The sequence below is a fragment of the Micrococcus sp. genome, assembly GCF_034179925.1.
Lineage (GTDB): Bacteria > Actinomycetota > Actinomycetes > Actinomycetales > Micrococcaceae > Micrococcus.
Genome location: NZ_JAXFPG010000038.1, coordinates 1 through 21564, shown reverse-complemented (window position 1 = coordinate 21564; position 21564 = coordinate 1). Strand labels below are relative to the sequence as shown.

Genomic DNA, 21564 nt, shown 5'->3' with positions numbered 1-21564 from the left:
CTGGGTCCAAAGGGGGCCGCCCACCCCCGCCGAACCGCAGGTCAGGTGCGGTGAGGGCGACGGCGTCGTCGTACCCCATGCTGTCAGCGCCGGTCCGCCCGCGCCTTCTGTATGACCAACTGTTCCGACGTCGTGACCACCTGTTCCGGTGCCCGGACCCCTCCGCTCAGCCCCGACGGTTCGGCACGCCGTGCCGGCGACCCTGCACCTGCATGGCCTTCTCGTAGTGGCCCACGAGCTGCTCGCACAGCACCGGCCACGTCCGCCCCTGCACAGCCTGCCGGGCGGCGCGCCCGAAGGCGGCGCGCTTGGCGTCGTCGTGCACGAGGTCCGCCACCCGGGCCCGCAGCTGCGCGAGGTCCCCGGGCGGGTAGATCCAGCCCGTGCGGGAGGAGTCCACGATGTCCAGGGGGCCGCCGCGGCCCACCGCCACCACCGGCACCCCCGAGGCCATGGCCTCCTGCAGGGTCTGCCCGAACGTGTCCGACTCCCCGGGGTGCACGAACAGGTCCAGGCTGGCCACATGGCGGGCGAGGTCCTCCCCGCCCTGGAACCCGGCGAAGTGCGCGTCGGGAAGCTGCCGCTCCAACTGCTCGCGCAGCGGCCCGGAGCCGATGACCACCAGCCGGGTGCCCGGCAGGTCCGTGAGCACCCGCAGATCCTCCACCTGCTTCTCGTGCGCCAGGCGCCCCACGAACCCCACCAGGCGCTCCCCGCCCGGGGCCAGCCGTGCCCGCAGCGCCTCGTCCCGCTTGGCGGGGTGGAACCGCTGGGAGTCCACGCCGCGGGCCCACAGGTGCACGCGGCGCACCCCCACCCGGTGCAGCTGCCGCACCGTGAACGACGACGGCGCCAGCGTGAGCGTGGCCGTGTTGTGCAGGCGCGCCACATGCCCCCACAGCACGTCCTCCAGCCAGGGCGCCCCGTAGCGGGCGGCGTAGCGGGGGACCTCCGTCTGGTAGACGGCCACGGAGGGCACGCCCAGCTCCTCGGCTGCCTGGACGGCCCGCCAGCCCAGCACGAAGGGGGAGGCGATGTGCACCACGTCCGGGCGGAAGTCCGCCAGCAGGCCCCGCACCCGGGACACGGTCCCGGCGGCGACCCGCACGGAGGCGTACCCGGACATCGGCACGGACGGCAGCGTGTGCACCCGGAAGCCCTCCACCTCCCGCGGCGCCTGGCCCGCGCCGCCGCGCTGCGTCCACCCGGCGGCCCACGAGGCGGCCGGGGCGATGACGACGGCCTCGTCGCCGCGGGTGCGCAGGTGCCGCAGCACCTGGAGCACGGAGTGCGTCACCCCGTTCATATGGGGAAGGAAGGACTCGGCGATCACGGCGACGCGCATGCCCCCAGGCTAGGCACCGGCGGCCACGGCCAGGCCAGGCACGGCCGACCCCGCGGTGGCGGGCGGATGAACTCTCGGTGATCGCCCCGGCGGACGGCACCGCCCGGCGAACGGCATCGGCCGGCGAACGGCACCGTCCCGCCCCCGGTGGCACCATAGGGAGGGTGATCCTCCCCAAGCTCGGCCTCCCGCGCCCCCTGCCGCTGCCCCTGTGGATGCAAGGCGCGGTGGAGGCCTTCGTGGCTGCCCTGACCGGCCTGCTCGTCGTGGTGCTCCCCACCCTCCTGGTGTGGGTCACCGGAGGGTTCCACGCCGCCCGCATCGAGGAGGCCGTGCAGGTGGGGGCGGTGCTGTGGCTCGCCCTGCACGCCGCCCCCGTGCACGTCACCGCCGCCACCACCGCGGTGGACCAGTCCGCCGTCTCCGGCACGGTCTGGCTCGTGCCCTGGGCCCTCACCCTCCTGCCGCTCTGGCTGAGCTGGCGGGCCGGGCGGCGCTTGGCCCGGGCCTCCTACCGAGACCAGGCCTGGCAGGCGCTGACGGGTGCCGTCGTCGTGTATGCGCTGGTGGGGGTGGCAGCCGCGCTCCTGCCCGGCGCCGGAAGGCTGTCCGTCTCACCCGTGGCGGGTGCGGTGCTGCCCGTGCTCCTGTTCACCGTGGCGGCCCTGGCCGGGGCACGCCGGGAGGCGGGCACGTGGGCGCACCTGATCGGGGTGGACCTCACCGAGGCGATCGCGGCGCGCTCGCAGTACGAACGCTGGGCCGGCAGCTATGCGTGGTCCGTGGTGCGGGGGGCGTGCGTGGCGCTGGCCTCGCTCGCCGCGATGGGGGCCCTGCTGGCGGCGGGCCGGGTCGGCGTGCACTGGGCGCAGATCGTGGGGGTGCAGCAGATGGTGGACGCCGGCCCCGCCGGGGGGCTGATGATCGCCCTGCTCGAGGTGGGCTACATGCCCACGTTCGCCGTGTGGGCGGTGGCGTGGGCGGCCGGGCCGGGGTTCCGGGTGGGGGCGGACAGCCTGTACTCGGCCTTCGGTTCCCATGCGGCCTCCGCCCCCGCGCTGCCGGTGCTGGAGGCGCTGCCGGTGACGTGGCAGTCCTGGCATCCGTTCTTCCTGCTGGTGCCGGTGGTGGCGGGGGTGCTCGCCGGCTGGTGGCTGCTGCGCGAGGGGGAGAACCACCTGGACGACTGGCTCGCGGCCCGCTGGGAGCGCCGCTGGGCCTCGCTCGGGGCCTCCACGGCGGCGCTCGCGGCCCTGACCGGTCTGCTGGTGGGCCTGGGCTCGCTGGTCCCGCTCGTGCTGGCCTCCGGCGGGCTCGGGGTGGGCTCCATGGCGCAGATCGGCCCGCGGGTGCTGGCGACGGCGGCCGCGCTGGGCGGGTGGACGGCTCTGGGCTGCCTGGTGGGCTACCTGGTGGTGTTGGCTGTGCAGGAGCGTCCGCTGCGGGGGCGCACCGTGCACCTGCCCGCGGGGCTGCCGGCGCTGCGCCGGCCCTCCCGGCCCTCCGTGGGCGCGCGCCTGGCGCAGCGGTTCCGCCGCTCCGGGCGGGGCTCCACCGCCGCCCCTGAGGGGCCAGCACCCGAGAGGGCCGGGGGCCCCGACGACGCCGGCCGCCCCGCCCCGGCACCCGTCTCCGCTTCCCAGCCCGGCGAGGGCTCCGGCGCCGCCGCGCGTCCCTCGGGCAGCGGCTCCTCCGGTGCGCAGGGCCCCTCCGATGCGCCCGGTGCTCCCGGCGTTCCCGGCATTCCTGGCATTTCCAGCGTTCCCGGCGTCGAGGGGCCCGGACCCGGGGCAGCCCCGAGGGTCCCTCGGGGCGGCGGGCGGGGGCTGGGCCCGCGGCGGCCCTCCGCGCCGGCGCGGCCGCGGCCCCGCCGCGCCCTGGACTGACCGATCGGCACCGGACTGACCGGACGCCGCGGTGCGCTCGGCCTACGATGGGGGCATGCGCATCGTTGCCCTCGTCTCCGGGTCCGGCACCAACCTCCAGGCGGTGCTGGACGCCGTCGCCTCCGGCGCCCTTCCAGTGGAGATCGCCGCCGTCGGCTCGGACGTGCCCGGCGTGCAGGGCCTGGCCCGCGCCGAGGCCCAGGGCATCGAGACCTTCACGGTGTCCCCCCGGGACTACGCCGACCGGCGTACCTGGGACGAGGCGCTGGCCGAGGCCGTGGCCTCCTACGAGCCGGACTGGGTGGTGTGCTCCGGGTTCATGCGGATTCTCGGGGCCCCGCTGCTGGAACGGTTCGAGGGGCGGATCATCAACACCCACCCCGCCCTGCTGCCCTCCTTCCCGGGCGCGCACGGTGTGCGGGACGCGCTGGCCTACGGGGTGAAGGTCACCGGCTGCACCGTGCACCTCGTGGACGCCGGCGTGGACACCGGGCCCATCCTGGCCCAGACGGCCGTGCCCGTGCTCGTGGAGGACACCGAGGAGGTCCTCCACGAGCGCATCAAGGTGCAGGAGCGCGCTCTGCTGCTGCAGGTGCTGGGCGAACTCGCCGCCCGCAGCTGAGCGCGCCGGCCCGGCCAGTGCCGGAGGCCGGTTGCAGACAGGTCAGTGCTGGATGCCGGGCAGCTGCTCGTCCAGGGCCACGGAGCGGGTCTCCGGGGCGCCGAGCAGCATGGCGATGACCGCGACCAGCACGAGCCCGCCGGTGACGGCGAACGCCCCGGCCAGGCCCAGCGCCGGCTGCAGCACGCCCACGAACACCAGCGGCCCCACGCCCGCGGCCACGCGGGAGGCGGCCGAGGCCCAGCCGAAGCCGGAGGCTCGCAGCCCGGTGGGGTAGAGCTCCGTCACGTAGGTGTACAGGGCGGGGATGGACACCTGGATGACGAACCCGAAGGCCAGCACCAGCGGCAGCGCCGCCCCGGGCACGCCCATCACGGCGGCCAGCACCACGAGCAGGGCCGCGGCGACGACGCCGGTCACCCCGAGCAGCCAGCGGCGGCCGGTGAGGTCCACCAGCAGGGCGGAGACGATCACGCCGAGCAGGCCGACGGCGGCCATGCCGGAGGTCATCACGAAGGCGCGGGACTGCTCGTAGCCGGCCTCGATGAGGAACTGCGGCATCCACTGCAGGGCCAGGTAGTAGCTGAGCATGATGGTGCAGAACAGCGCCCAGGCGATCGCGGTGATGCGCGGGCCGGCCCGCCACACGTCCACGAGCTGCTGGCCCAGGGAGGCGAGGAAGCCGCCCACGCCGCCCACGGGCTCCACGGTGACCGGGGGCATCGCGTACGGGCGCTCGGCGGCGCCGGTGCGGCGGACCATGTCGTCCACCACGCGCCGGGCCTCGGCCTCACGGCCGCGGCTCATCAGGAAGAACGGGGACTCGGGCACGCCCAGGCGCACCACGAACACCAGCAGGGCGGGCAGGACCATCGCCAGCAGGGGCAGGCGCCAGTCGCCCCACGTGCTCAGCAGCCAGGCGGAGACCACCCCGCACAGGGCGGCGCCGATCGGCCACCAGCCGTCCATGGCGGTGAGCACTCGGCCGCGCAGCCGCTGCGGGGTGAACTCGGAGACCAGTGCGTAGTCCACGGGCACCGTGCCGCCCAGGCCGACGCCGGCCAGGAAGCGGAACGCGACGAACCACAGGAGCGAGTCGGTCAGAGCCCCCGCGATCGTGAAGAGCGAGAACATCAGCAGCGTGGCGGTGAACGCGGTGCGGCGGCCGATCCGGTCCGCCACCGTGCCCCACACGAACGCGCCCACGCCCATGCCGATCAGGTTGGCCGTGCCGATCCACGCGGCGTCGCCCTTGGACAGGGCCCACTCCTCCCGCAGCAGCGGGATCATCACGCCGTTGAGGGCGACGTCCCAGGCGTCGAACATGAAGCCCAGGCCGCCGATCAGGAAGATGCGCCCCTGGACAGACCACCGCCAGGGCAGCTCCTGGACCACCTCCTCGCCGGTGGGCAGGGCGTCCGTGGGTCGGTCTGGGGCGGTGCGAGGTGCGATGCCGCTCATGGTTCTGCTCCCGTCGGGTCAGGGGGGTGACCGGCCGGGTCGACGCGGTCAGACCAGTATGTTCACAGGGACGGAGCGCACCGCTGTTTCCCGACTCTGCATGACGCCGTCCGGGGCGCCCGCCTACCCGCCGGGCGCCACCCACGTCATGCCCCACAACACCTAGACTGGTCCACGGTCTGCGGAGGCCGCCCGTGGGGGACCGTCCCCGGTGCGCTCCGCGTTCGTCCCGCCTGAAGGAGCCGCCTGTGTCCACTGCCTCGCCCGTCACCACCGTCCTGGACTCGGTCCCGCTGAAGCGGGCCCTCATCTCGGTGTACGACAAGACCGGGCTGGAGGAGCTCGCCACAGGCCTGCACGCCGCAGGCGTCCAGCTCGTCTCCACCGGCTCCACCGCGCAGCGGATCGCCGACGCCGGGGTCCCCGTCACCGAGGTCGCGGACATCACCGGCTTCCCGGAGTGCCTCGACGGCCGGGTGAAGACCCTCCACCCGCGCGTGCACGCCGGCATCCTCGCCGACCGCCGCCGTCAGGACCACGTGGATCAGCTCGGCGAGCTCGAGGTCGAGGCGTTCGACCTGGTCGTCGTGAACCTCTACCCGTTCGTGGAGACCGTGAAGTCCGGTGCGGATGAGGACGCCGTCGTCGAGCAGATCGACATCGGCGGGCCCTCCATGGTGCGCGCCGCCGCGAAGAACCACGCCTCCGTGGCCGTCGTCGTGGACCCGGCCGCCTACGGGGACGTCGTCTCCGCCGCCCAGACCGGGGGCTTCGACCTGCGCGCCCGCAGGCGCCTGGCCGCCCTCGCCTTCGCCCACACTGCCGCCTACGACAACGCCGTGGCAGCCTGGACCGCCGCTCACCTGGCCGAGGACGCCGGCGCCGACGACGCCCCCGTGTTCCCGCCCTACGCCGGCTTCTCCCTCGAGCGCGCCGACACCCTGCGCTACGGCGAGAACCCGCACCAGCCCGCCGCCCTCTACGTGGACCACGCCGCCACCGCCGGCATCGCCCAGGCCGAGCTGCTGCACGGCAAGGCCATGAGCTACAACAACTACGTGGACGCCGACGCCGCCGTGCGCGCCGCCTTCGACCACACCGCCCCGGCCGTGGCGATCGTCAAGCACGCCAACCCCTGCGGTGTGGCCGTCGCGGGCCAGGGCGAAGACATCGCCGCCGCCCACGCCAAGGCCCACGCCTGCGACCCGGTCTCCGCGTTCGGCGGTGTCATCGCCTCCAACCGCCCCGTGACCGCCGCCATGGCCGAGCAGGTTAAGGACGTGTTCACCGAGGTCGTGGTGGCCCCCTCCTTCGAGGAGGAGGCCGTGCGGATCCTCACCGCCAAGAAGAACCTGCGCCTGCTGGCCCTGCCCGCCGGCTTCACCCGGGACACCGTGGAGGCCAAGCAGGTCTCCGGCGGCATGCTCCTGCAGGTGGCCGACGCCGTGGACGCCGACGGCGACGACCCCGCCGCCTGGACCCTCGCCGCCGGCGAGGCCGCGGACGAGGCCACCCTCGCGGACCTGGCCTTCGCCTGGCGCTCCGTGCGCGCCGCCAAGTCCAACGCCGTGCTCCTGGCACACGACGGCGCCACCGTGGGCATCGGCATGGGGCAGGTCAACCGCCTGGACTCCTGCCGCCTGGCCGTGGAACGCGCCAACACCCTCGGCGCAGCCGTGACCGGCGGCCAGGACGTCACCACCGCCGGCGGCGCCGAGAACGTCTCCGGCGAGGGCGCCCCCGAGCGGGCCCGCGGCGCCGTGGCCGCCTCGGACGCCTTCTTCCCGTTCGCCGACGGCCTGCAGATCCTCATCGACGCCGGCGTGCGCGCCGTCGTGCAGCCCGGCGGCTCCGTCCGGGACGAGGAGGTCGTGGCCGCGGCCGAGGCCGCTGGCATCACCCTGTACCTGACCGGGGCACGCCACTTCTTCCACGGCTGACCCGGACCCGGCCGACCACCACGGCGCGCCTGCCCACCCGGGGCGGGCGCGCCGTCGTCGTCCTCCGGGAGGGACGGCCGGGCCGTCGGACGGGGCCGACGTCCCACTGTGGGGTGCGCCACGGCCCGCCGGTAGAGTGGCCGAGGAGTCACGAGACCGACGAGATCCCGGGCGCCCCGTCGCGCCCTGTGTGAAGGAGACAGATCCGCATGTCGAAGATCATCTATACGCTGACGGACGAGGCCCCCATGCTGGCCACGGCCTCGCTGCTGCCGATCGTGCGCGCCTACGCGGGCACCGCCGGCGTCGAGCTGGAGACCCGTGACATCTCCCTGGCCGGCCGTGTGCTGGCCGCCTTCGGCGACGTGCTCCCCGAGGACCAGCGCACCGACGACGCTCTCGCCGAGCTCGGCGAGCTCGTGAAGAGCCCCGAGGCCAACGTCATCAAGCTCCCGAACATCTCCGCCTCCGTGCCGCAGCTGCGCGCCACCGTCAAGGAGCTGCAGGCTCACGGCTACGCGCTGCCGGACTACGTGGACGACCCCCAGACCGATGAGGAGAAGGACGCCCGCCGCAGGTACGACTCCGTCAAGGGCTCCGCCGTGAACCCGGTGCTGCGCGAGGGCAACTCCGACCGCCGCGCCCCCAAGGCCGTGAAGGCCTACGCCCGGAAGTTCCCCCACTCGATGGGCGCGTGGACCGCGGACTCCCGGACCGCCGTCGCCACCATGGGCCAGGACGACTTCCGCGCCAACGAGAAGTCCGTGACCCTGCCCGCCGACGACGTGCTCAGCATCGAGTTCACCGGCAAGGACGGGCAGAGGACCGTCCTCAAGGAGGGGCTGAAGGTGCTCGAGGGTGAGATCGTGGACGGCACGTTCATGTCCGCCCGCGCCCTGGACGCGTTCCTGACCGAGCAGGTCCGCCGCGCCAAGGAGGAGGGCGTCCTGTTCTCCGCGCACCTGAAGGCCACCATGATGAAGGTCTCCGACCCGGTGATCTTCGGCCACGTGGTGAAGGCCTACTTCGCGGACCTGTTCGCGCAGTACGGCGACCAGCTGGCCGCCGCCGGCCTCTCCCCGAACGACGGCCTGGCCGCGATCGAAGCCGGCCTGGACGCGCTCGACGCCGAGACCGCCGCCGGTGTGCGCGCGGCCATCGCGAAGGCCTACGAGGACGGCCCGGACGTGGCCATGGTGAACTCGGACAAGGGCATCACCAACCTGCACGTGCCCTCCGACGTGATCGTGGACGCCTCCATGCCGGCCATGATCCGCACCTCCGGCCACATGTGGGACAAGGACGGGCAGGAACGCGACACCCTGGCCGTGATCCCGGACTCCTCCTACGCCGGCGTCTACCAGGTGGTCATCGAGGACTGCAAGGCCAACGGCGCTTACGACCCGACCACCATGGGCACCGTGCCGAACGTGGGCCTGATGGCGCAGAAGGCCGAGGAGTACGGCTCGCACGACAAGACCTTCGTGATGGAGGCTGACGGCACCGTGGAGGTGAAGAACGCTGCGGGCGAGGTACTGATCTCCCATGAGGTCGAGGCCGGGGACATCTGGCGCGCCTGCCAGACCAAGGACGTGCCCGTGCGCGACTGGGTGAAGCTGGCTGTGACCCGCGCCCGCGCCTCCGAGACCCCCGCCGTGTTCTGGCTGGACGAGTCCCGCGCCCACGACCGCGAGCTGATCGCGAAGGTGCAGCGGTACCTGCCCGAGCACGACACCGACGGCCTGGACCTGCGCATCCTCTCCCCGGAGGAGGCCACGAAGCTGTCCGTCGAGCGCATCCGCCGCGGCGAGGACACCATCTCCGTGACCGGCAACGTGCTGCGCGACTACAACACGGACCTGTTCCCGATCCTTGAGCTGGGCACCTCCGCCAAGATGCTCTCGGTGGTCCCGCTGCTCAACGGCGGCGGCCTGTTCGAGACCGGCGCGGGCGGCTCCGCCCCGAAGCATGTGCAGCAGCTGCTGGAGGAGAACCACCTGCGCTGGGACTCCCTGGGCGAGTTCCTGGCCCTGGCGGTGTCCTTCGAGCATGAGTCGACGGCCAACGGCAACGCCCGCGCCCAGGTGCTGGCCGACACCCTCGACGCCGCCACCGGCACCCTGTTGATCGAGGGCAAGTCCCCGCAGCGCAGGGCCGGCCAGCTGGACAACCGCGGCTCGCACTTCTACCTGGCCCTGTACTGGGCGAAGGAGCTGGCCGCGCAGACCGAGGACGCCGAGCTGGCGGCGGCGGCCGCGCCGGTGGCCGAGGAGCTGGAGGCGAAGGAGGAGCAGATCCTCGCCGAGCTCAACGGCGTGCAGGGCTCCCCGGTGGACCTGGGCGGCTACTACGCCCCGGATCTGGAGAAGGTGTCGGAGGTGATGCGCCCGTCCGCCACCCTCAACGGGATCGTGGCGCGCCTCAACGCCTGACCCCAGCGCTCCGGTGTACGAAACGGGAGGTTCTCCGGCCGCTCCGGTGTACGAAACGGGAGCTCCCCAGGGCACTTTCGTTCGAGAAACGGGAGGTCCCCGGGATGCTTCCGTTCGAGAAACGGGAGGCCTGAGCGTCCTTCCGGTGTGAGAAACGGGAGGTGACGACGACGGTGCCCCGGGGCGCGGTTCATGAATGGAGCCGCACCCGGGGCGCCGTCGTGCGTGAGGTGGGTGCCGGCGTCGTTGTGGGCGGGAGGTGCCTCCTGTCTCTCGAACGGGAAGGCTCCCCGCACCTCCCGTTTCGTCCACGGGAGCGCCCTGGAGAGTTCCCGTTTCTCGAACGGGAGCGCTCAGCGGGCCTCGTGGGCGAGCAACGCCGCCTTCGCCTCCGGCCCGTACAGGTACCGCCCCACCCCGCCCCCGGCGGGCACCACCCGGTGGCACGGTACGACGACGGCCGCCAGGTTCGCCGCGCACGCGCCACCGGCCGCACGCACCGCCGCGGGCGAGCCCGCACGGGCGGCCAGCTCGGTGTAGGTCACCGGCGCCCCGGGGGCGACGCCCCGCAAGGCCCGCCACGCCGCCTGCCGGAACGCGGTGCCGGGCTGGGCCACGGTGAGCCGGTCCAGCGCGCGCAGGTCGCCGCCGGCGTAGGCGGCGAACGCGTCGGGCACGGGGGAGTGCGCCCCGGGGCGAGACTCCACGGGCCGGGGATTCATCTCCCGGTCGGCCGTGGCCGGGTCCAGGGCGGTCAGGCGATCCATGAGGGTCAGCAGCAGGCGCCCCACAGCGGCCGCCGTGGGCTCGCCCTGCTCGGGCACGGCCACCCCGGAGGCGCGCACGGCGTCGTCCTCGGGGGAATACACGGCCGTGAGCATCAGGTCGGTGCCGGGCAGGGCGACGGCGGTCCAGCGCAGCTCGGGCAGGTATGCGGCGGTCTGGGGCATGGCTTCCTCGGGGCTGGCGGCGGCGGTCCCGCCCATTGTGCCCCGCCGGTCGGCCCTGCAGGGCGCCGGCAGGCCGGGCAGCCCGGCCGGAAGCGGTGCCACGCGCGCCCCGCCTTCACCGTCCCCGGGGGGTGTGCCACAGTGAGGCCCATGAGTGACCTGCGCGTGTTCGAGCATCGCACCCTGCTGCGCCATCGGCGTGAGATCGTCCTGGACTGGATGGGCCGGCCCGGGGCGCTGCGGCGCCTGACCCCGGCCTTCGCCGGAGAAGTGGTCTCCGGCCCCTCGAACGGCCTGCAGGTGGGGTCCGAGTCCCGTCTGCGCATCGCCGCCCCGGGGGCGTGGGGATTGTTTGCCGGTGCCGCGGACGGGGCGCTCCGGCACACGCTCCCGGCCTCCGTGACCCGCCTGCTCCCCGCCGCGGCTGCGCCCCGGGTGCCGTGGACGGCCCGTCACACGGCCCACGAGCCGGGGCGGATGTTCCGGGATGAGATGGTCTCCGGTCCGCTGTCCTCGTGGACGCACACGCACCTGTTCGAGGATGCCGCACCGGGGGAGGCGGACACGGCCGAGGGCGGGCCCGGCACCGTGATGACGGACCGGGTGGAGTACGCCCTGCCCGGCGGCCGCCTGCTGGAGCGGGTTCCTGCTGTGGGGCCTCGCGCCGCGGAGCGGGCGCATGCCCTGTTCGAGGCGGAGCTGGCCCGCCAGTTCGCCCACCGTTCCCGGGTGCTGGCCGAGGACCTCGACTTCCACGCCGCCCATCCGGGGCCGCTGACCGGCGGCCCGGCGCGCACGGTGCTGGTGACGGGGGCGAGCGGGCTGATCGGTCGGGCCCTGGTGGACCTGCTCTCCTCCGGCGGGCACCGGGTGGTGCGCCTGGTCCGGGACGGCCAGGCGGCCTCCGCCCCGGATGCGGCCCTGTGGGACCCGCTGCGGGGCCGGGTGGACCGCCGCGCTCTGGAGGCGGCCGACGTCGTGGTGAACTTGGCGGGGGAACCGATCGCCGGGCGCTTCACCGAGGCCCACAAGGAGGCGGTGCACGCCTCGCGCGTGCAGGGCACGCGCACGCTGGTGGACGCGATCGCCGCCCTCGACGACGCCGCCCGCCCGGCACTCGTGAACGGCTCGGCGATCGGCTGGTACGGGGCGCGGGCGGGCACTGGCCCGTTCGGTTCTGGACTGGTGGAGGAGCTGCCCGCGGGGGACGACTTCCTGGCGCAGGTGGTGGAGGACTGGGAGGCTGAGGCCCGTCGTGCTGAGGGGCTCGGCGTCCGGGTGGTGCGGGTCCGCACGGGGGTGGTGCTCTCCCCGGCGGGGGGCATGCTGCAGCAGGTGCTGCCGCTGTTCCTCAGCGGTGTGGGCGGCCCGGTGGCCACCTCCGGGGGGCAGAGCCACGACGGCAGCCCGTGGCTGAGCTGGATCGCGGAGGACGACATCGCCGGGATCCTCGCCCACGCCGTGCTGGAGGAGTCCGTGCAGGGGGTGTACAACGCGGTGGCACCGGAGCCGGTGACCGCCCGCGAGTTCGCGCGGACCCTCGGGCAGGTGGTGCGCCGGCCGGCGCGGGTGCCGGTGCCCGGAGCCGGGCCTCGGCTGCTGCTGGGCGCTGAGGGGGCAGCACAGACCGTGGAGGCGGACCAGAAGGTGGTGGCGGACCGGATCGTCGGCACCGGGTACCGGTTCCGTCAGCCGGATCTGGAGGATGCGCTGCGGCACGTGCTCGGCCGCTGACCAGGGGCGTGCCTTTCCGGAGACCCTCCCGGCGGCCAGTCCCGGTCGCCTCGCCCCGCCGGTCAGTCCTGCAGGGCCCCGGTCTCGCGGATGAGCTGGCCGAGGGCGGTGTAGGCGTCCCGGGCGAGAGCCTCCCAGAGCTTCAGGGCCAGCTGGGGGAAGCCCTCCTGCAGGGCGTACATGACCTGCGCGGTGAGCACACGGGTGGTCACACGGCCGCGGGCGCGCACGGTGGAGGGCTGCCGGCCGGGCTGGCCGAGGGCCATCTCGCCGAAGGTCATGCCCGGGCTGAGCACGGTGCGGCGCACCCGGCGCCCGCCGGTGCCCTGGCCGGTGAGCTCCACGACTCCGGAGGTGATCACGTAGATGCCGCCGAAGGGCTGCCCGGCCCGGCGGATGATCTGCCCGTCGGTGAAGACGCGTTCGTCCATCATGGACTCCAGCAGGCGGGCGTCCTCCTCGGAGAGGTGCTGGAGCAGGGGGGCGACGGCGGCCTCCTCCTCGGAGCGCGGCAGCAGCTCGGGGGCGTGGCGGGCCAGCAGACGCTGCTCGGACCACTGGATGGCCTGGGAGCGGGAGACGAAGAAGGCGAAGACCGGGCCCTCAGCGGTGGGGGTGGGTTCGAGGCCGTCCACGGGGCGCGGGTCCGGGAGAGCCGCACCGGCCTCCTGCATGAGCGCGTCCACGGCGTCCTGGTCGCGGTCCACGAGCACCACGTCCAGGCCCTGGGCGAGGGCGTAGGCGAACCAGCCGGCCACGAGCCGGCGCGCGGCGTGGGAGACCGTCCCCACCGAGCGGATGTCCACGATCAGCGTCTCCAGGGCCTCGGGCAGGTTCCGGGACACGTGGGCGAGGGCGTCCACCTGGCTGAAGCCGATGTGCCCGCCCAGCTCCAGCACGTGCACGCAGTCCCCGTGCCGCACGAGGGCGTCCAGCACGGCGGCGCTGCGGGCGGCCCCGGAGGGGGCCTGGTCCACCCGGTAGTGGCTGCGCAGCGCGGCCCGGGGGGAGCCGGCGGCCTGGGAGGGGTGCAGTTCGAAGTCCCGCACCAGCGAGCGCAGCGCCTGCATGCCCGCGGCGGAGAGGTCGCGTTCGTCGAGCTGCGCGGACTGCACGGCCAGGCCCATGTGTCCGGGCACCACCACCATCACGGTGCCTCCGCGCGCGGACGCCCACCCGGGCTGGCCGACGTCGAACGCCCACCGGGGGTCCCGGGTGTCCATGCCGCAGGAGTCCATCACGGAGAGCACGGCCCGCACGGTCTCCTCCTGGAGCACACGCTCGCCGGTCACCGGGTGCACGCCGTGGGCGGCCAGGGTGCCGGCCAGCAGGGCCAGGTCCGCTGCGGTCACGGGGGCTGCGCGCAGCACGGCGATGTCCTCGAGCAGGGGCTCGGGGTCCGCGTCCAGCACGCCGGCCGAGCGCATCAGCCAGGCCGCGGACCGGGTGTGGTGCTGGGCCCGGTTCTCGGTGCGGGCGGCCGCCTCCGTGGGCTGCACGTCCCGGCCCACCAGGGCGGCGAGCAGCTGCAGCAGGCGCCCGGCCCGGTCCCGTCCGCCACGGCCCTTCACGAGCGCGGCCGCCGCCACGGTGCCCGCGTTCAGCAGGGGGTTGAGCGCGCGGCCGGTGCCCTCCTCCAGCACCACGCGGTCCGGCCGGTCCTCCACGGGGGTCATGGCGATCGTCTCGGCCACCTTGTCGACGCCGAGGTCCTCCACCGCGAGCGCGTGCGCCACGGGTGCGGCCAGGGAGGCCAGCGGCACCGTGGCCAGGGGCCCGGAGGTGTAGCGGTCGCCGCCGACCGTGGTGACGGCCAGGCCCAGTGCGCCGGCGCCGTCGTCGGGGGCGGCGGTGAGGCGGTCGAGGTGGTCCTGCACAGGCGACTTCATGGGCTCAGCCTAGCCAGTGGGCGGGGGCACGGACAGGCGGCCCGCCCGGGGAGGTCGCACAGGCCAGAAGCGGGCGAGAATGGTGCCGATGCCCTCCTCTGATGCCCTCTCCGATCCGACCCTGCGCGCCGCGCTCGTGGCGGCTTCCGCGCGCCTGTCCGGACCCCTGGCGGTGGCCCCCGTGCTGCCGGAGCTGCTGGCCGCGCTCGAACGCTCCGGGGCGGCAGTGCTGCACGCCCCGCCGGGCACCGGCAAGACGACGGCGGTCCCGCCCGCCCTGGCACTGTCTGCGTCCTCGGGCGGGGGTCGGGTGGTCGTCACCCAGCCCCGGCGTGTGGCGGTGCGGGCGGCCTGGCGGCGCCTGCACGGGGCGCTCACGGCGGCCGGGCTCGATGGTGACGAAGCGGATGCGGTGGCCGGGTATGCGGTGCGCGGGGACATGGTGGGTGCCGGGCGCTCGGCGGTGGAGTTCGTGACCCCGGGCTTGCTGGTGCGTCGGCTCCTGGCCGATCCCGCGCTGGAGGGTGTGGGCGCCGTCGTGCTGGATGAGGTCCACGAGCGCGACCTCGACACCGACGTGCTCTTCGCCCTGCTCGCGGACCTGCGGCAGCTGCGTCCGGAGCTGACGCTGACGGCGATGTCCGCCACCGTGGACGCCGACGCCCTCGCCGCCCGGTGGGCCCGCGGCATGGGGGAGGGGTCGGAGCGGGTGCCGGTGGTGCGCACCCCCGCGGTGCAGCACCCGCTCGCCGTGGAACACGCCCCCTTCGCCGCTCCCCGCCTGACCCCGGCCGGCCGGGTGGACCGGGACTTCCTGGAGCATGTGGCCGGCACCGCCGTGCGCGCCCACGCCGCGGCGCTCGCCGAGGACCGGTCCGTGGACGCGCTCGTGTTCCTGCCCGGGGTCGCGGAGGTCGAGGCGGTAGCCGGGCGGGTGGCGGCTCTCGCCCCGGGTACGGAGGTCCTCACCCTGCACGGCCGTCAGGAGCCCGCCGAGCAGGATGCCGCCCTGGCCGGGCGCACGGACCCGGGGCGGCCGCGCATGGTGGTGACGACGGCGGTCGCCGAGTCCTCCCTGACGGTCCCCGGGGTGCGCCTGGTGGTGGACTCGGGCCTGGCCCGGGAACCACGCCGGGACCGTGGCCGGGGCATGACGGGGCTGGTCACGGTGCAGGCCTCGCAGGCTGCGGCCGGGCAGCGGGCCGGCCGTGCCGCACGCCTGGGCCCGGGCACGGTGGTGCGCTGCCACACACCGGCGGCCCTGGGGACGGCGCCGGCCGCGCCCACCCCGGCGCTCGCGGTGGCGGACCTGAGCCCGGTGGCGCTCGCGTTCGCGGTGTGGGGTGCCCCGCGGGGGGAGGCGCTCGTGCTGCCCGAGGACCCGCCCGCTGGGGCCCTGGTGGAGGCTGAGCGGCGTCTGCAGGCCCTGGGTGCTGTGGACGGGGCCGGCCGGGTGAGTGCCCATGGCGCGGTGCTGGCCCGGGTGCCCGTGGATCCTGCGCTCGCCCATGCCCTGCTTCTCGGGGCCGCCTGGGTGGGGGAGGAGCCCGCGGCGGAGACGGTCGCCGCGCTCGCGGCGGGCCTGCGCGCCCCGGAGGCGGACCTCGAGGCCCTGCTGCGGCAGCTGCGCGCGGGCCGACACCCGGAGGCCGTGCGCTGGCGCCGGGAGGCGGACCGGCTCCGGCGCCTGGCCCGCCGGCACGCCCCCGGTCAGGTGTCTCCTGCACTGGTGCCTCCCGTGCCGGCCGACGCCCGGGATCACCCGGTGGGGGCCGTGGTGGCCCTCGCCGCGCCGGAGCGGATCGCGCGGGCGGTGGAGGGCGCCGACGTCGTGCTGCTGGCCTCCGGGACCCGGGCGGGCCTGCCGGCAGGCACGGGTCTGCGAACGGGTACGGGCCTGCGGGCGGCGGGGCCGTGGCTGGCGGTGGCCGAGGCGGACCGGGTGCCCGGGGGCGCTGAGGGCACCGGGGCGGTGGTGCGCGCGGCCGCGCCCGTGGGGGAGCGGACCGCCCTGGCCGCTGGGGCGGCCCTGGTGCAGGAGCGGACCGAGGCTGCCTGGCGCGGTGAGCGGCTCACGGCCCGACGCCGCCGCCTGCTGGGGGCCGTGGAGCTGTCCTCCACGCCCGCCGAGGTGGACCTCGACACCGCCGCACAGGCCGTCCGCGACGTCCTCGCCTCCCACGCCCTGGCCCGCTTCGAGGCTGACGACGCCGGCCGCCCCGGCCCCGGCGAGCGCCTGCGCCGGCGGGTTCACCTGCTGCACCGTGTGCTCGGCCAGCCCTGGCCGGACCTGTCCGGGCCGGCACTGCCCGGGCTCGAACCCCTCGTGGCCGGGCTGGCCGCCCACCTGGCCGCGGGCCGCGCCGCGCGCTCGGCGGACCTGACCGGTCTGCTGCGCGGCACCCTGCCCTGGCCGGAGGCCGGGCGCCTGGAGGAGCTCGCCCCGGAACGGCTGCCCGTGCCCAGTGGCCGGGCCGTCGTCGTGGACTATCCGGCCACGGACGAGGACGGCCAGCCGGTGGTCGCGGCCAAGCTGCAGGAGTTCCTCGGTGCCGCCGCCACCCCCACCGTGGCCGACGGGCGCGTGCCCGTGCTGCTGCACCTTCTCTCCCCGGCGGGGCGTCCGCTGGCGGTCACCGCGGACCTGCCCTCGTTCTGGGCCGGCCCCTACTCGCAGGTGAGGGCGGAGAACCGGGGCCGCTACCCCAAGCACCCCTGGCCCGAGGACCCTGCCGCCGCCGCCCCGACCGCCCTGACCGCCCGGGCGCTGCGTGGCCGTGCGACCCCCGGTGCCGGCCTGGTCTGACCACCCCCGCGCGTGGGCGTATCGTGTGGCCCACATCAACACGCATCGAATGAGGTCCCCACCGTGAGCAGTCACATGCGGTCTCGTCCGACGCGGAGGGCGACGGCGGCCTCGGTGGTCGCCGCTGCGCTGCTCCTGGCAGGATGCGCCCCCGCGGAGGACACCCCCACCCTGACCTGGTACACCAACCCGGACGACGGCGGCCAGGCGAAGATCGCCCAGCAGTGCACCGACGCCGCCGGCGGTCGCTACACCATCGCCACCTCCATGCTGCCCAACGACGCCGCCTCGCAGCGCGAGCAGCTGACCCGGCGCCTGGCCGCAGGCGACACCTCGATGGACATCATGTCCCTCGACCCGCCCTTCATCCCCGAGCTCGCCGAGCCCGGTTTCCTGGCCCCCGTGCCGGAGCACGTGCAGGCCGGCGCCCGCGAGAACACCCTTGAGGGCGCGCTCGCCGGCGCCACGTGGAAGGACACCATGGTCACGGTGCCCTTCTGGGCGAACACCCAGCTGCTCTGGTACCGCAAGTCGGTGGCCGAGAGGGCCGGGCTGGACATGACCCGGCCCGTCACCTGGGACCAGCTCATTGAGGCCGCCCGCGCCACGGACACCCAGCTCGGCGTCCAGGGGGCCCGGGCCGAGTCCATGATGGTGTGGCTCAACGCCCTCGTGGAGGGCGGCGGTGAGCACATCATCGAGGACCCGGCCGTCCCGGCCGAGCAGGTCCGCACCAGGCTCGACTCCGAGGCCGGCCGCAAGGCCGCCGAGATCATCTCGACTATCGGCCGGGAGGGGCTGGGCTCCCCGGGCCTGCCCACCCAGGCCGAGAACGAGTCCATGCTCCTGTTCCAGGGGTCCACGGGCTCCTTCATGGTGAACTGGCCCTTCGTGTGGCCGGCCACCCAGGCCTCCGTGGCTGCGGGGGCGCTGCCGGCCTCCCTGCCGGAGGACATCGGCTGGACGGTCTACCCGCGCACCACCGCCGACCACGAGGCGGCCCCGCCGCTGGGCGGCATCAACCTGGGGGTGGGTGCGCAGTCCGAGCACCCGGATCTCGCCTGGGAGGCCGTGCAGTGCATCACCTCCGCCGAGCACCAGACCCAGTACTTCGTGGAGAACGGCAACCCGCCGGCGAACCCTGCCTCCTATGAGGACCCGTCGGTCACGGAGAAGTTCCCCATGGCGGACACCATCCGCCAGTCGCTGGAGATGGCGGCCCCGCGCCCGCAGACCCCCTACTACAACGAGGTGTCCACGGCCGTGCAGCAGCGCTATGCGCCCCCGTCCGACGTCGATCCGGCCACCACTCCGGCCGCCGCCGACACCTTCATCCAGGACGTCCTCCGAGGGGAGCGTCTGCTGTGAGCCACCCCGCCTCCACGGCGCCGCGCCGCCGCGCGCCCAGGTCCGCCCGTGCCCGCGGCGAGGCCCGCCTGGGCTGGCTGCTGGCCGGGCCCGCGTTCTTCGTCATGCTGTTCGTGGTGCTGTACCCGATCGTCCAGGCGGTCTGGGACTCCCTGTTCAGCTACCGTCTCACCGCCCCCGCGGACCGTCAGTTCGTGGGGTTGGCCAACTACGGGGTGATCCTCACGGACCCCGTGTTCTGGCAGGACCTGGGGGTCACGGTGCTGATCACCGTGGTCACCGTGCTGGTCGAGCTCGTGCTCGGCTTCCTGCTGGCCCTGGCCATGCACCATGCCATCCGCTCCACCCGCGGGCTCGTGCGCACCATGATCCTGGTGCCCTACGGCATCATCACGGTGGTCTCGGCCTTCGCGTGGTTCTACATGTTCTCGATCGACTCGGGCTTCATCAACACCTGGTTCGAGTGGGTGCCGGGCATCGGCCCGGACCTGAACTGGTTCGCCCAGGGCTCCACCGCCCTGTCCGTGATCATGCTCTCCGAGATCTGGAAGACCACCCCGTTCATCTCCCTGCTCCTGCTGGCCGGTCTGGCCCAGGTGCCGGGCGACCTCACGGAGGCCGCCGCCGTCGACGGCGCCTCGTGGTGGCAGCGCATGCGCCTGGTGGTGCTGCCGAACATGAAGGCTTCGATCATGGTGGCCGTCCTGTTCCGTGCCATGGACGCGTTCCGCATCTTCGACGCCGTCTTCATCATGACCAACGGTGCCTACAACACCGAGGTCCTGTCCCTGCTGGCCTACCGGACGTCCATCGGGCGTCTGGAGATCGGCATGGGTTCGGCGATCTCCGTGATCCTCTTCCTGTGTGTGGCGCTCATGGCGTTCGTCGCGGTGAAGTTCTTCAAGGTGGACCTGGCCGACCGAGGAGGTTCCAAGTGAGCACCGCCGTCCCCGCCCCGAGCGAGCCCGGCCGCACCGACGCCGGCACCGCCCCGGACGCCCGCCACACCGAGCAGGTCCGGCGCGCCGACCCCCGGGACGTGTCCCCGCGTCCTCGCCGGCGAGGCTCCACCGCCGTCTGGTGGTGGCTGCTGACCGTCCTGATCGGCCTGTGGTGCCTGTTCCCCGTGTTCTCGATCTTCGCGACGTCCTTCAAGACGCCCGCGGATCTGTCCAACGGGCGCCTGCTGCCCACGCAGTGGTCCACGGTGAACTATGAGGAGATCTTCGTGGGCGGGTCCCGTGAGCTCTTCCTCACGGCGCTGCGCAACTCGATCGGCGTCACCGTGATCGCCACGCTCATCGCGGTGGTCCTGGCCACCCTATGCGCCTACGCGATCGCCCGCCTGGACTTCCCGGGCAAGCGGGCCGTGCTGACCGTCTCGCTCATGGTGTCCATGTTCCCGGTGATCTCCCTGGTCACCCCGCTGTTCAACATGTGGCGCACCCTGGGCCTGTACGACACCTGGCTCGGCCTGGTGATCCCCTACCTCTCGCTGACCCTGCCCATCTCCATCTGGACGCTGGCGGCGTTCTTCCGCCAGATCCCGTGGGAGCTGGACCAGGCCGCCCAGGTGGATGGAGCCACCCCGCTGCAGGCGTTCCGCAAGGTGATCGTCCCGCTGGCCGCCCCCGGGGTGTTCACGACGGCGATCATCGCCTTCTTCATCGCGTGGAACGACTTCGTGTTCGGCATCTCGTTGACCTCCACCGAGCGTGCCCGCACCGTGCCGGCCGCGCTCGCGTTCTTCACCGGCGCGTCGCAGTTCGAATCGCCCACGGGGGCGATCTCCGCAGCTGCGATCATCGTGACCGTCCCGATCGTCGTGCTGGTGCTGCTGTTCCAGCGCCAGATCGTGGCCGGCCTGACCAACGGCGCCGTGAAGGGCTGAGGCCCACACCCCGCGACCTTCTGAAAGGATCCCCCGATGGCCTCCATCACCCTGAACAACATCGACAAGACCTACGACGACGGCTTCCACGCGATCAAGGACGTCTCCCTCGAGATCGAGGACGGCGAGTTCGTGATCCTCGTGGGGCCCTCCGGCTCCGGCAAGTCCACGCTGCTGCGCATGATCGTGGGCCTCGAGGACATCACCGACGGTGAGCTGCTGATCGGCGGCCGCCGTGTGAACGAGGTGGCCCCCAAGGACCGCAACCTCGCCATGGTGTTCCAGAACTACGCCCTGTACCCGCACCTGTCGGTGTACGAGAACATCGCGTTCCCGCTGCGCCTGGCCAAGGGCGAGGGCCTGTCCGAGGACGAGGTGGACCGCAAGGTGCGTGAGGCCGCCCGTGTGCTCGAGCTGACCGACCACCTGGACCGCAAGCCGGGCAATCTCTCCGGCGGTCAGCGCCAGCGTGTGGCCATGGGCCGTGCGATCGTGCGCGAGGCGGACGCGTTCCTGTTCGACGAGCCGCTGTCCAACCTGGACGCCAAGCTGCGCGGTCAGATGCGCGCGGAGATCTCCCAGCTGCAGCGCCGTCTGGGCACCACCTCGGTGTACGTGACCCACGATCAGACCGAGGCGCTGACCATGGGCGATCGCATCGCCGTCCTCAACGGCGGCGTGCTTGAGCAGGTCGGCACCCCGCGTGAGCTCTACGAAGCCCCGCAGACCACCTTCGTGGCCGGGTTTATCGGCTCTCCGGCCATGAACCTGGGCCGGTTCACCGTCGACGACCAAGGCCGCGCGTCCTCCGGCGAGGCCTGGATCCAGCTACCTGACGATGCCGTCCAGGCCCTAGCCGATGCCGGCGAGAAGCAGGTCATCCTGGGCGTGCGCCCCGAGGCTCTGCAGTTGGTCGCGGAGGGCGAAGGACAGGCCTCCGGCAGCGCCTCTATCCCGTTCGATCTGGAGCTGGTCGAGGAGCTGGGCGCGGACTCCTACCTTTACGGCCAGATCCCGGGCGGCAGCGAGCTCAGCTCGGGGGCGACGACGGAGGAGGCCGCCTCGCCCACCGGCAACGAACTGGTCATGCGAGCTAAGCCGCGGACAGCGCCTGCCAAGGGCAGCCGGGTCGTGGCCACCGTGGACCCCAACCACGTGCACTGCTTCAGTGTGACTACCGGAAAGCGCATCAACAGCGCCGCAACTGTTCAGTAGCAAGAAAAACCGCCAGCCACTTTAG

14 protein-coding genes are annotated in these 21564 nt (G+C 73.9%); 10 read left to right on the top strand and 4 right to left on the bottom strand.

The annotated features are described in order from the left end of the window. Positions 1–166 precede the first annotated feature (166 nt). Positions 167–1345 carry a glycosyltransferase family 1 protein gene (locus SPI96_RS07675; RefSeq protein WP_321081779.1) on the bottom strand — a complete coding sequence of 393 codons (1179 nt, stop codon included), beginning with the start codon at positions 1343–1345 and terminating at the stop codon, positions 167–169. 164 nt (positions 1346–1509) lie between these two features. Between SPI96_RS07675 and SPI96_RS07670 the strand changes: the two genes are divergently transcribed. Then, the gene (locus SPI96_RS07670) at positions 1510–3231 is read left to right on the top strand and encodes a DUF6350 family protein (protein ID WP_321081778.1); all 1722 of its coding nucleotides are present in this window, start codon (positions 1510–1512) and stop codon (positions 3229–3231) included. A gap of 55 nt (positions 3232–3286) precedes the next feature. Continuing rightward, the gene (gene purN / locus SPI96_RS07665; RefSeq protein WP_321081777.1) at positions 3287–3853 is read left to right on the top strand and encodes a phosphoribosylglycinamide formyltransferase; all 567 of its coding nucleotides are present in this window, start codon (positions 3287–3289) and stop codon (positions 3851–3853) included. A 42-nt stretch (positions 3854–3895) separates the two neighbouring features. Here purN and SPI96_RS07660 read toward each other — a convergent pair whose 3' ends face one another. Continuing rightward, a complete protein-coding gene (locus SPI96_RS07660) occupies positions 3896–5314 on the bottom strand; it encodes an MFS transporter (protein WP_321081776.1) in 1419 nt (472 codons plus the stop codon). Positions 5315–5562: 248 nt separating this feature from the next. Between SPI96_RS07660 and purH the strand changes: the two genes are divergently transcribed. Together purH and SPI96_RS07650 are read left to right on the top strand one after the other, a co-directional pair. Beyond that, on the top strand, positions 5563–7254 hold the full coding sequence (gene purH, locus SPI96_RS07655; RefSeq protein ID WP_321081775.1) for a bifunctional phosphoribosylaminoimidazolecarboxamide formyltransferase/IMP cyclohydrolase: 1692 nt from the start codon (positions 5563–5565) through the stop codon (positions 7252–7254). Between the two features lie 209 nt (positions 7255–7463). Next, positions 7464–9686, top strand: a complete 2223-nt coding sequence (locus tag SPI96_RS07650; RefSeq protein ID WP_321081774.1) for an NADP-dependent isocitrate dehydrogenase — start codon at positions 7464–7466, stop codon at positions 9684–9686. A 353-nt stretch (positions 9687–10039) separates the two neighbouring features. Here the strand turns inward: SPI96_RS07650 and SPI96_RS07645 are convergent, their stop codons facing one another. Next, positions 10040–10636 (bottom strand): methylated-DNA--[protein]-cysteine S-methyltransferase, encoded by a 597-nt coding sequence (locus SPI96_RS07645; protein WP_321081773.1) that lies wholly within the window; start codon positions 10634–10636, stop codon positions 10040–10042. A 150-nt stretch (positions 10637–10786) separates the two neighbouring features. On the opposite strand from SPI96_RS07645, the gene SPI96_RS07640 reads away from it, so the two are divergent. Continuing rightward, positions 10787–12370, top strand: coding sequence for a TIGR01777 family oxidoreductase (locus SPI96_RS07640; RefSeq protein WP_321081772.1), 1584 nt, complete (start codon positions 10787–10789; stop codon positions 12368–12370). A 62-nt stretch (positions 12371–12432) separates the two neighbouring features. Here SPI96_RS07640 and SPI96_RS07635 read toward each other — a convergent pair whose 3' ends face one another. Beyond that, positions 12433–14259 (bottom strand): glutaminase, encoded by a 1827-nt coding sequence (locus SPI96_RS07635; RefSeq protein ID WP_321081771.1) that lies wholly within the window; start codon positions 14257–14259, stop codon positions 12433–12435. Positions 14260–14347: 88 nt separating this feature from the next. Here SPI96_RS07635 and SPI96_RS07630 point away from each other — a divergent pair, with 88 nt between their 5' ends. The 5 genes from SPI96_RS07630 (at position 14348) to SPI96_RS07610 (ending at position 21539) form a co-directional block, all read left to right on the top strand. Beyond that, complete coding sequence (locus SPI96_RS07630) at positions 14348–17065, top strand: ATP-dependent helicase C-terminal domain-containing protein (RefSeq protein WP_321081770.1); 2718 nt, start codon at positions 14348–14350, stop codon at positions 17063–17065. Positions 17066–17140: 75 nt separating this feature from the next. Then, positions 17141–18433: an extracellular solute-binding protein gene (locus SPI96_RS07625; RefSeq protein WP_321081792.1), complete on the top strand. Its 1293-nt coding sequence runs from the start codon at positions 17141–17143 to the stop codon at positions 18431–18433. Continuing rightward, on the top strand, positions 18430–19371 hold the full coding sequence (locus SPI96_RS07620) for a sugar ABC transporter permease (RefSeq protein WP_321081769.1): 942 nt from the start codon (positions 18430–18432) through the stop codon (positions 19369–19371). The genes SPI96_RS07625 and SPI96_RS07620 overlap by 4 nt, the downstream gene beginning before the upstream one ends. 149 nt (positions 19372–19520) lie before the next feature. Next, the gene (locus SPI96_RS07615; protein ID WP_414601930.1) at positions 19521–20324 is read left to right on the top strand and encodes a carbohydrate ABC transporter permease; all 804 of its coding nucleotides are present in this window, start codon (positions 19521–19523) and stop codon (positions 20322–20324) included. Between the two features lie 36 nt (positions 20325–20360). Beyond that, positions 20361–21539, top strand: a complete 1179-nt coding sequence (locus SPI96_RS07610) for a sn-glycerol-3-phosphate ABC transporter ATP-binding protein UgpC (protein WP_321081768.1) — start codon at positions 20361–20363, stop codon at positions 21537–21539. The last annotated feature ends 25 nt before the right edge of the window (positions 21540–21564 follow it).

Coding starts and splice junctions, on each gene's coding strand:
- SPI96_RS07675 (WP_321081779.1), bottom strand. CDS start 1,345: ATGCGCGTCGCCGTGATCGCCGAGTCCTTCCTTCCCCATATGAACGGG.
- purN (WP_321081777.1), top strand. CDS start 3,287: ATGCGCATCGTTGCCCTCGTCTCCGGGTCCGGCACCAACCTCCAGGCG.
- SPI96_RS07660 (WP_321081776.1), bottom strand. CDS start 5,314: ATGAGCGGCATCGCACCTCGCACCGCCCCAGACCGACCCACGGACGCC.
- SPI96_RS07650 (WP_321081774.1), top strand. CDS start 7,464: ATGTCGAAGATCATCTATACGCTGACGGACGAGGCCCCCATGCTGGCC.
- SPI96_RS07645 (WP_321081773.1), bottom strand. CDS start 10,636: ATGCCCCAGACCGCCGCATACCTGCCCGAGCTGCGCTGGACCGCCGTC.
- SPI96_RS07640 (WP_321081772.1), top strand. CDS start 10,787: ATGAGTGACCTGCGCGTGTTCGAGCATCGCACCCTGCTGCGCCATCGG.
- SPI96_RS07635 (WP_321081771.1), bottom strand. CDS start 14,259: ATGAAGTCGCCTGTGCAGGACCACCTCGACCGCCTCACCGCCGCCCCC.
- SPI96_RS07630 (WP_321081770.1), top strand. CDS start 14,348: ATGCCCTCCTCTGATGCCCTCTCCGATCCGACCCTGCGCGCCGCGCTC.
- SPI96_RS07625 (WP_321081792.1), top strand. CDS start 17,141: ATGCGGTCTCGTCCGACGCGGAGGGCGACGGCGGCCTCGGTGGTCGCC.
- SPI96_RS07610 (WP_321081768.1), top strand. CDS start 20,361: ATGGCCTCCATCACCCTGAACAACATCGACAAGACCTACGACGACGGC.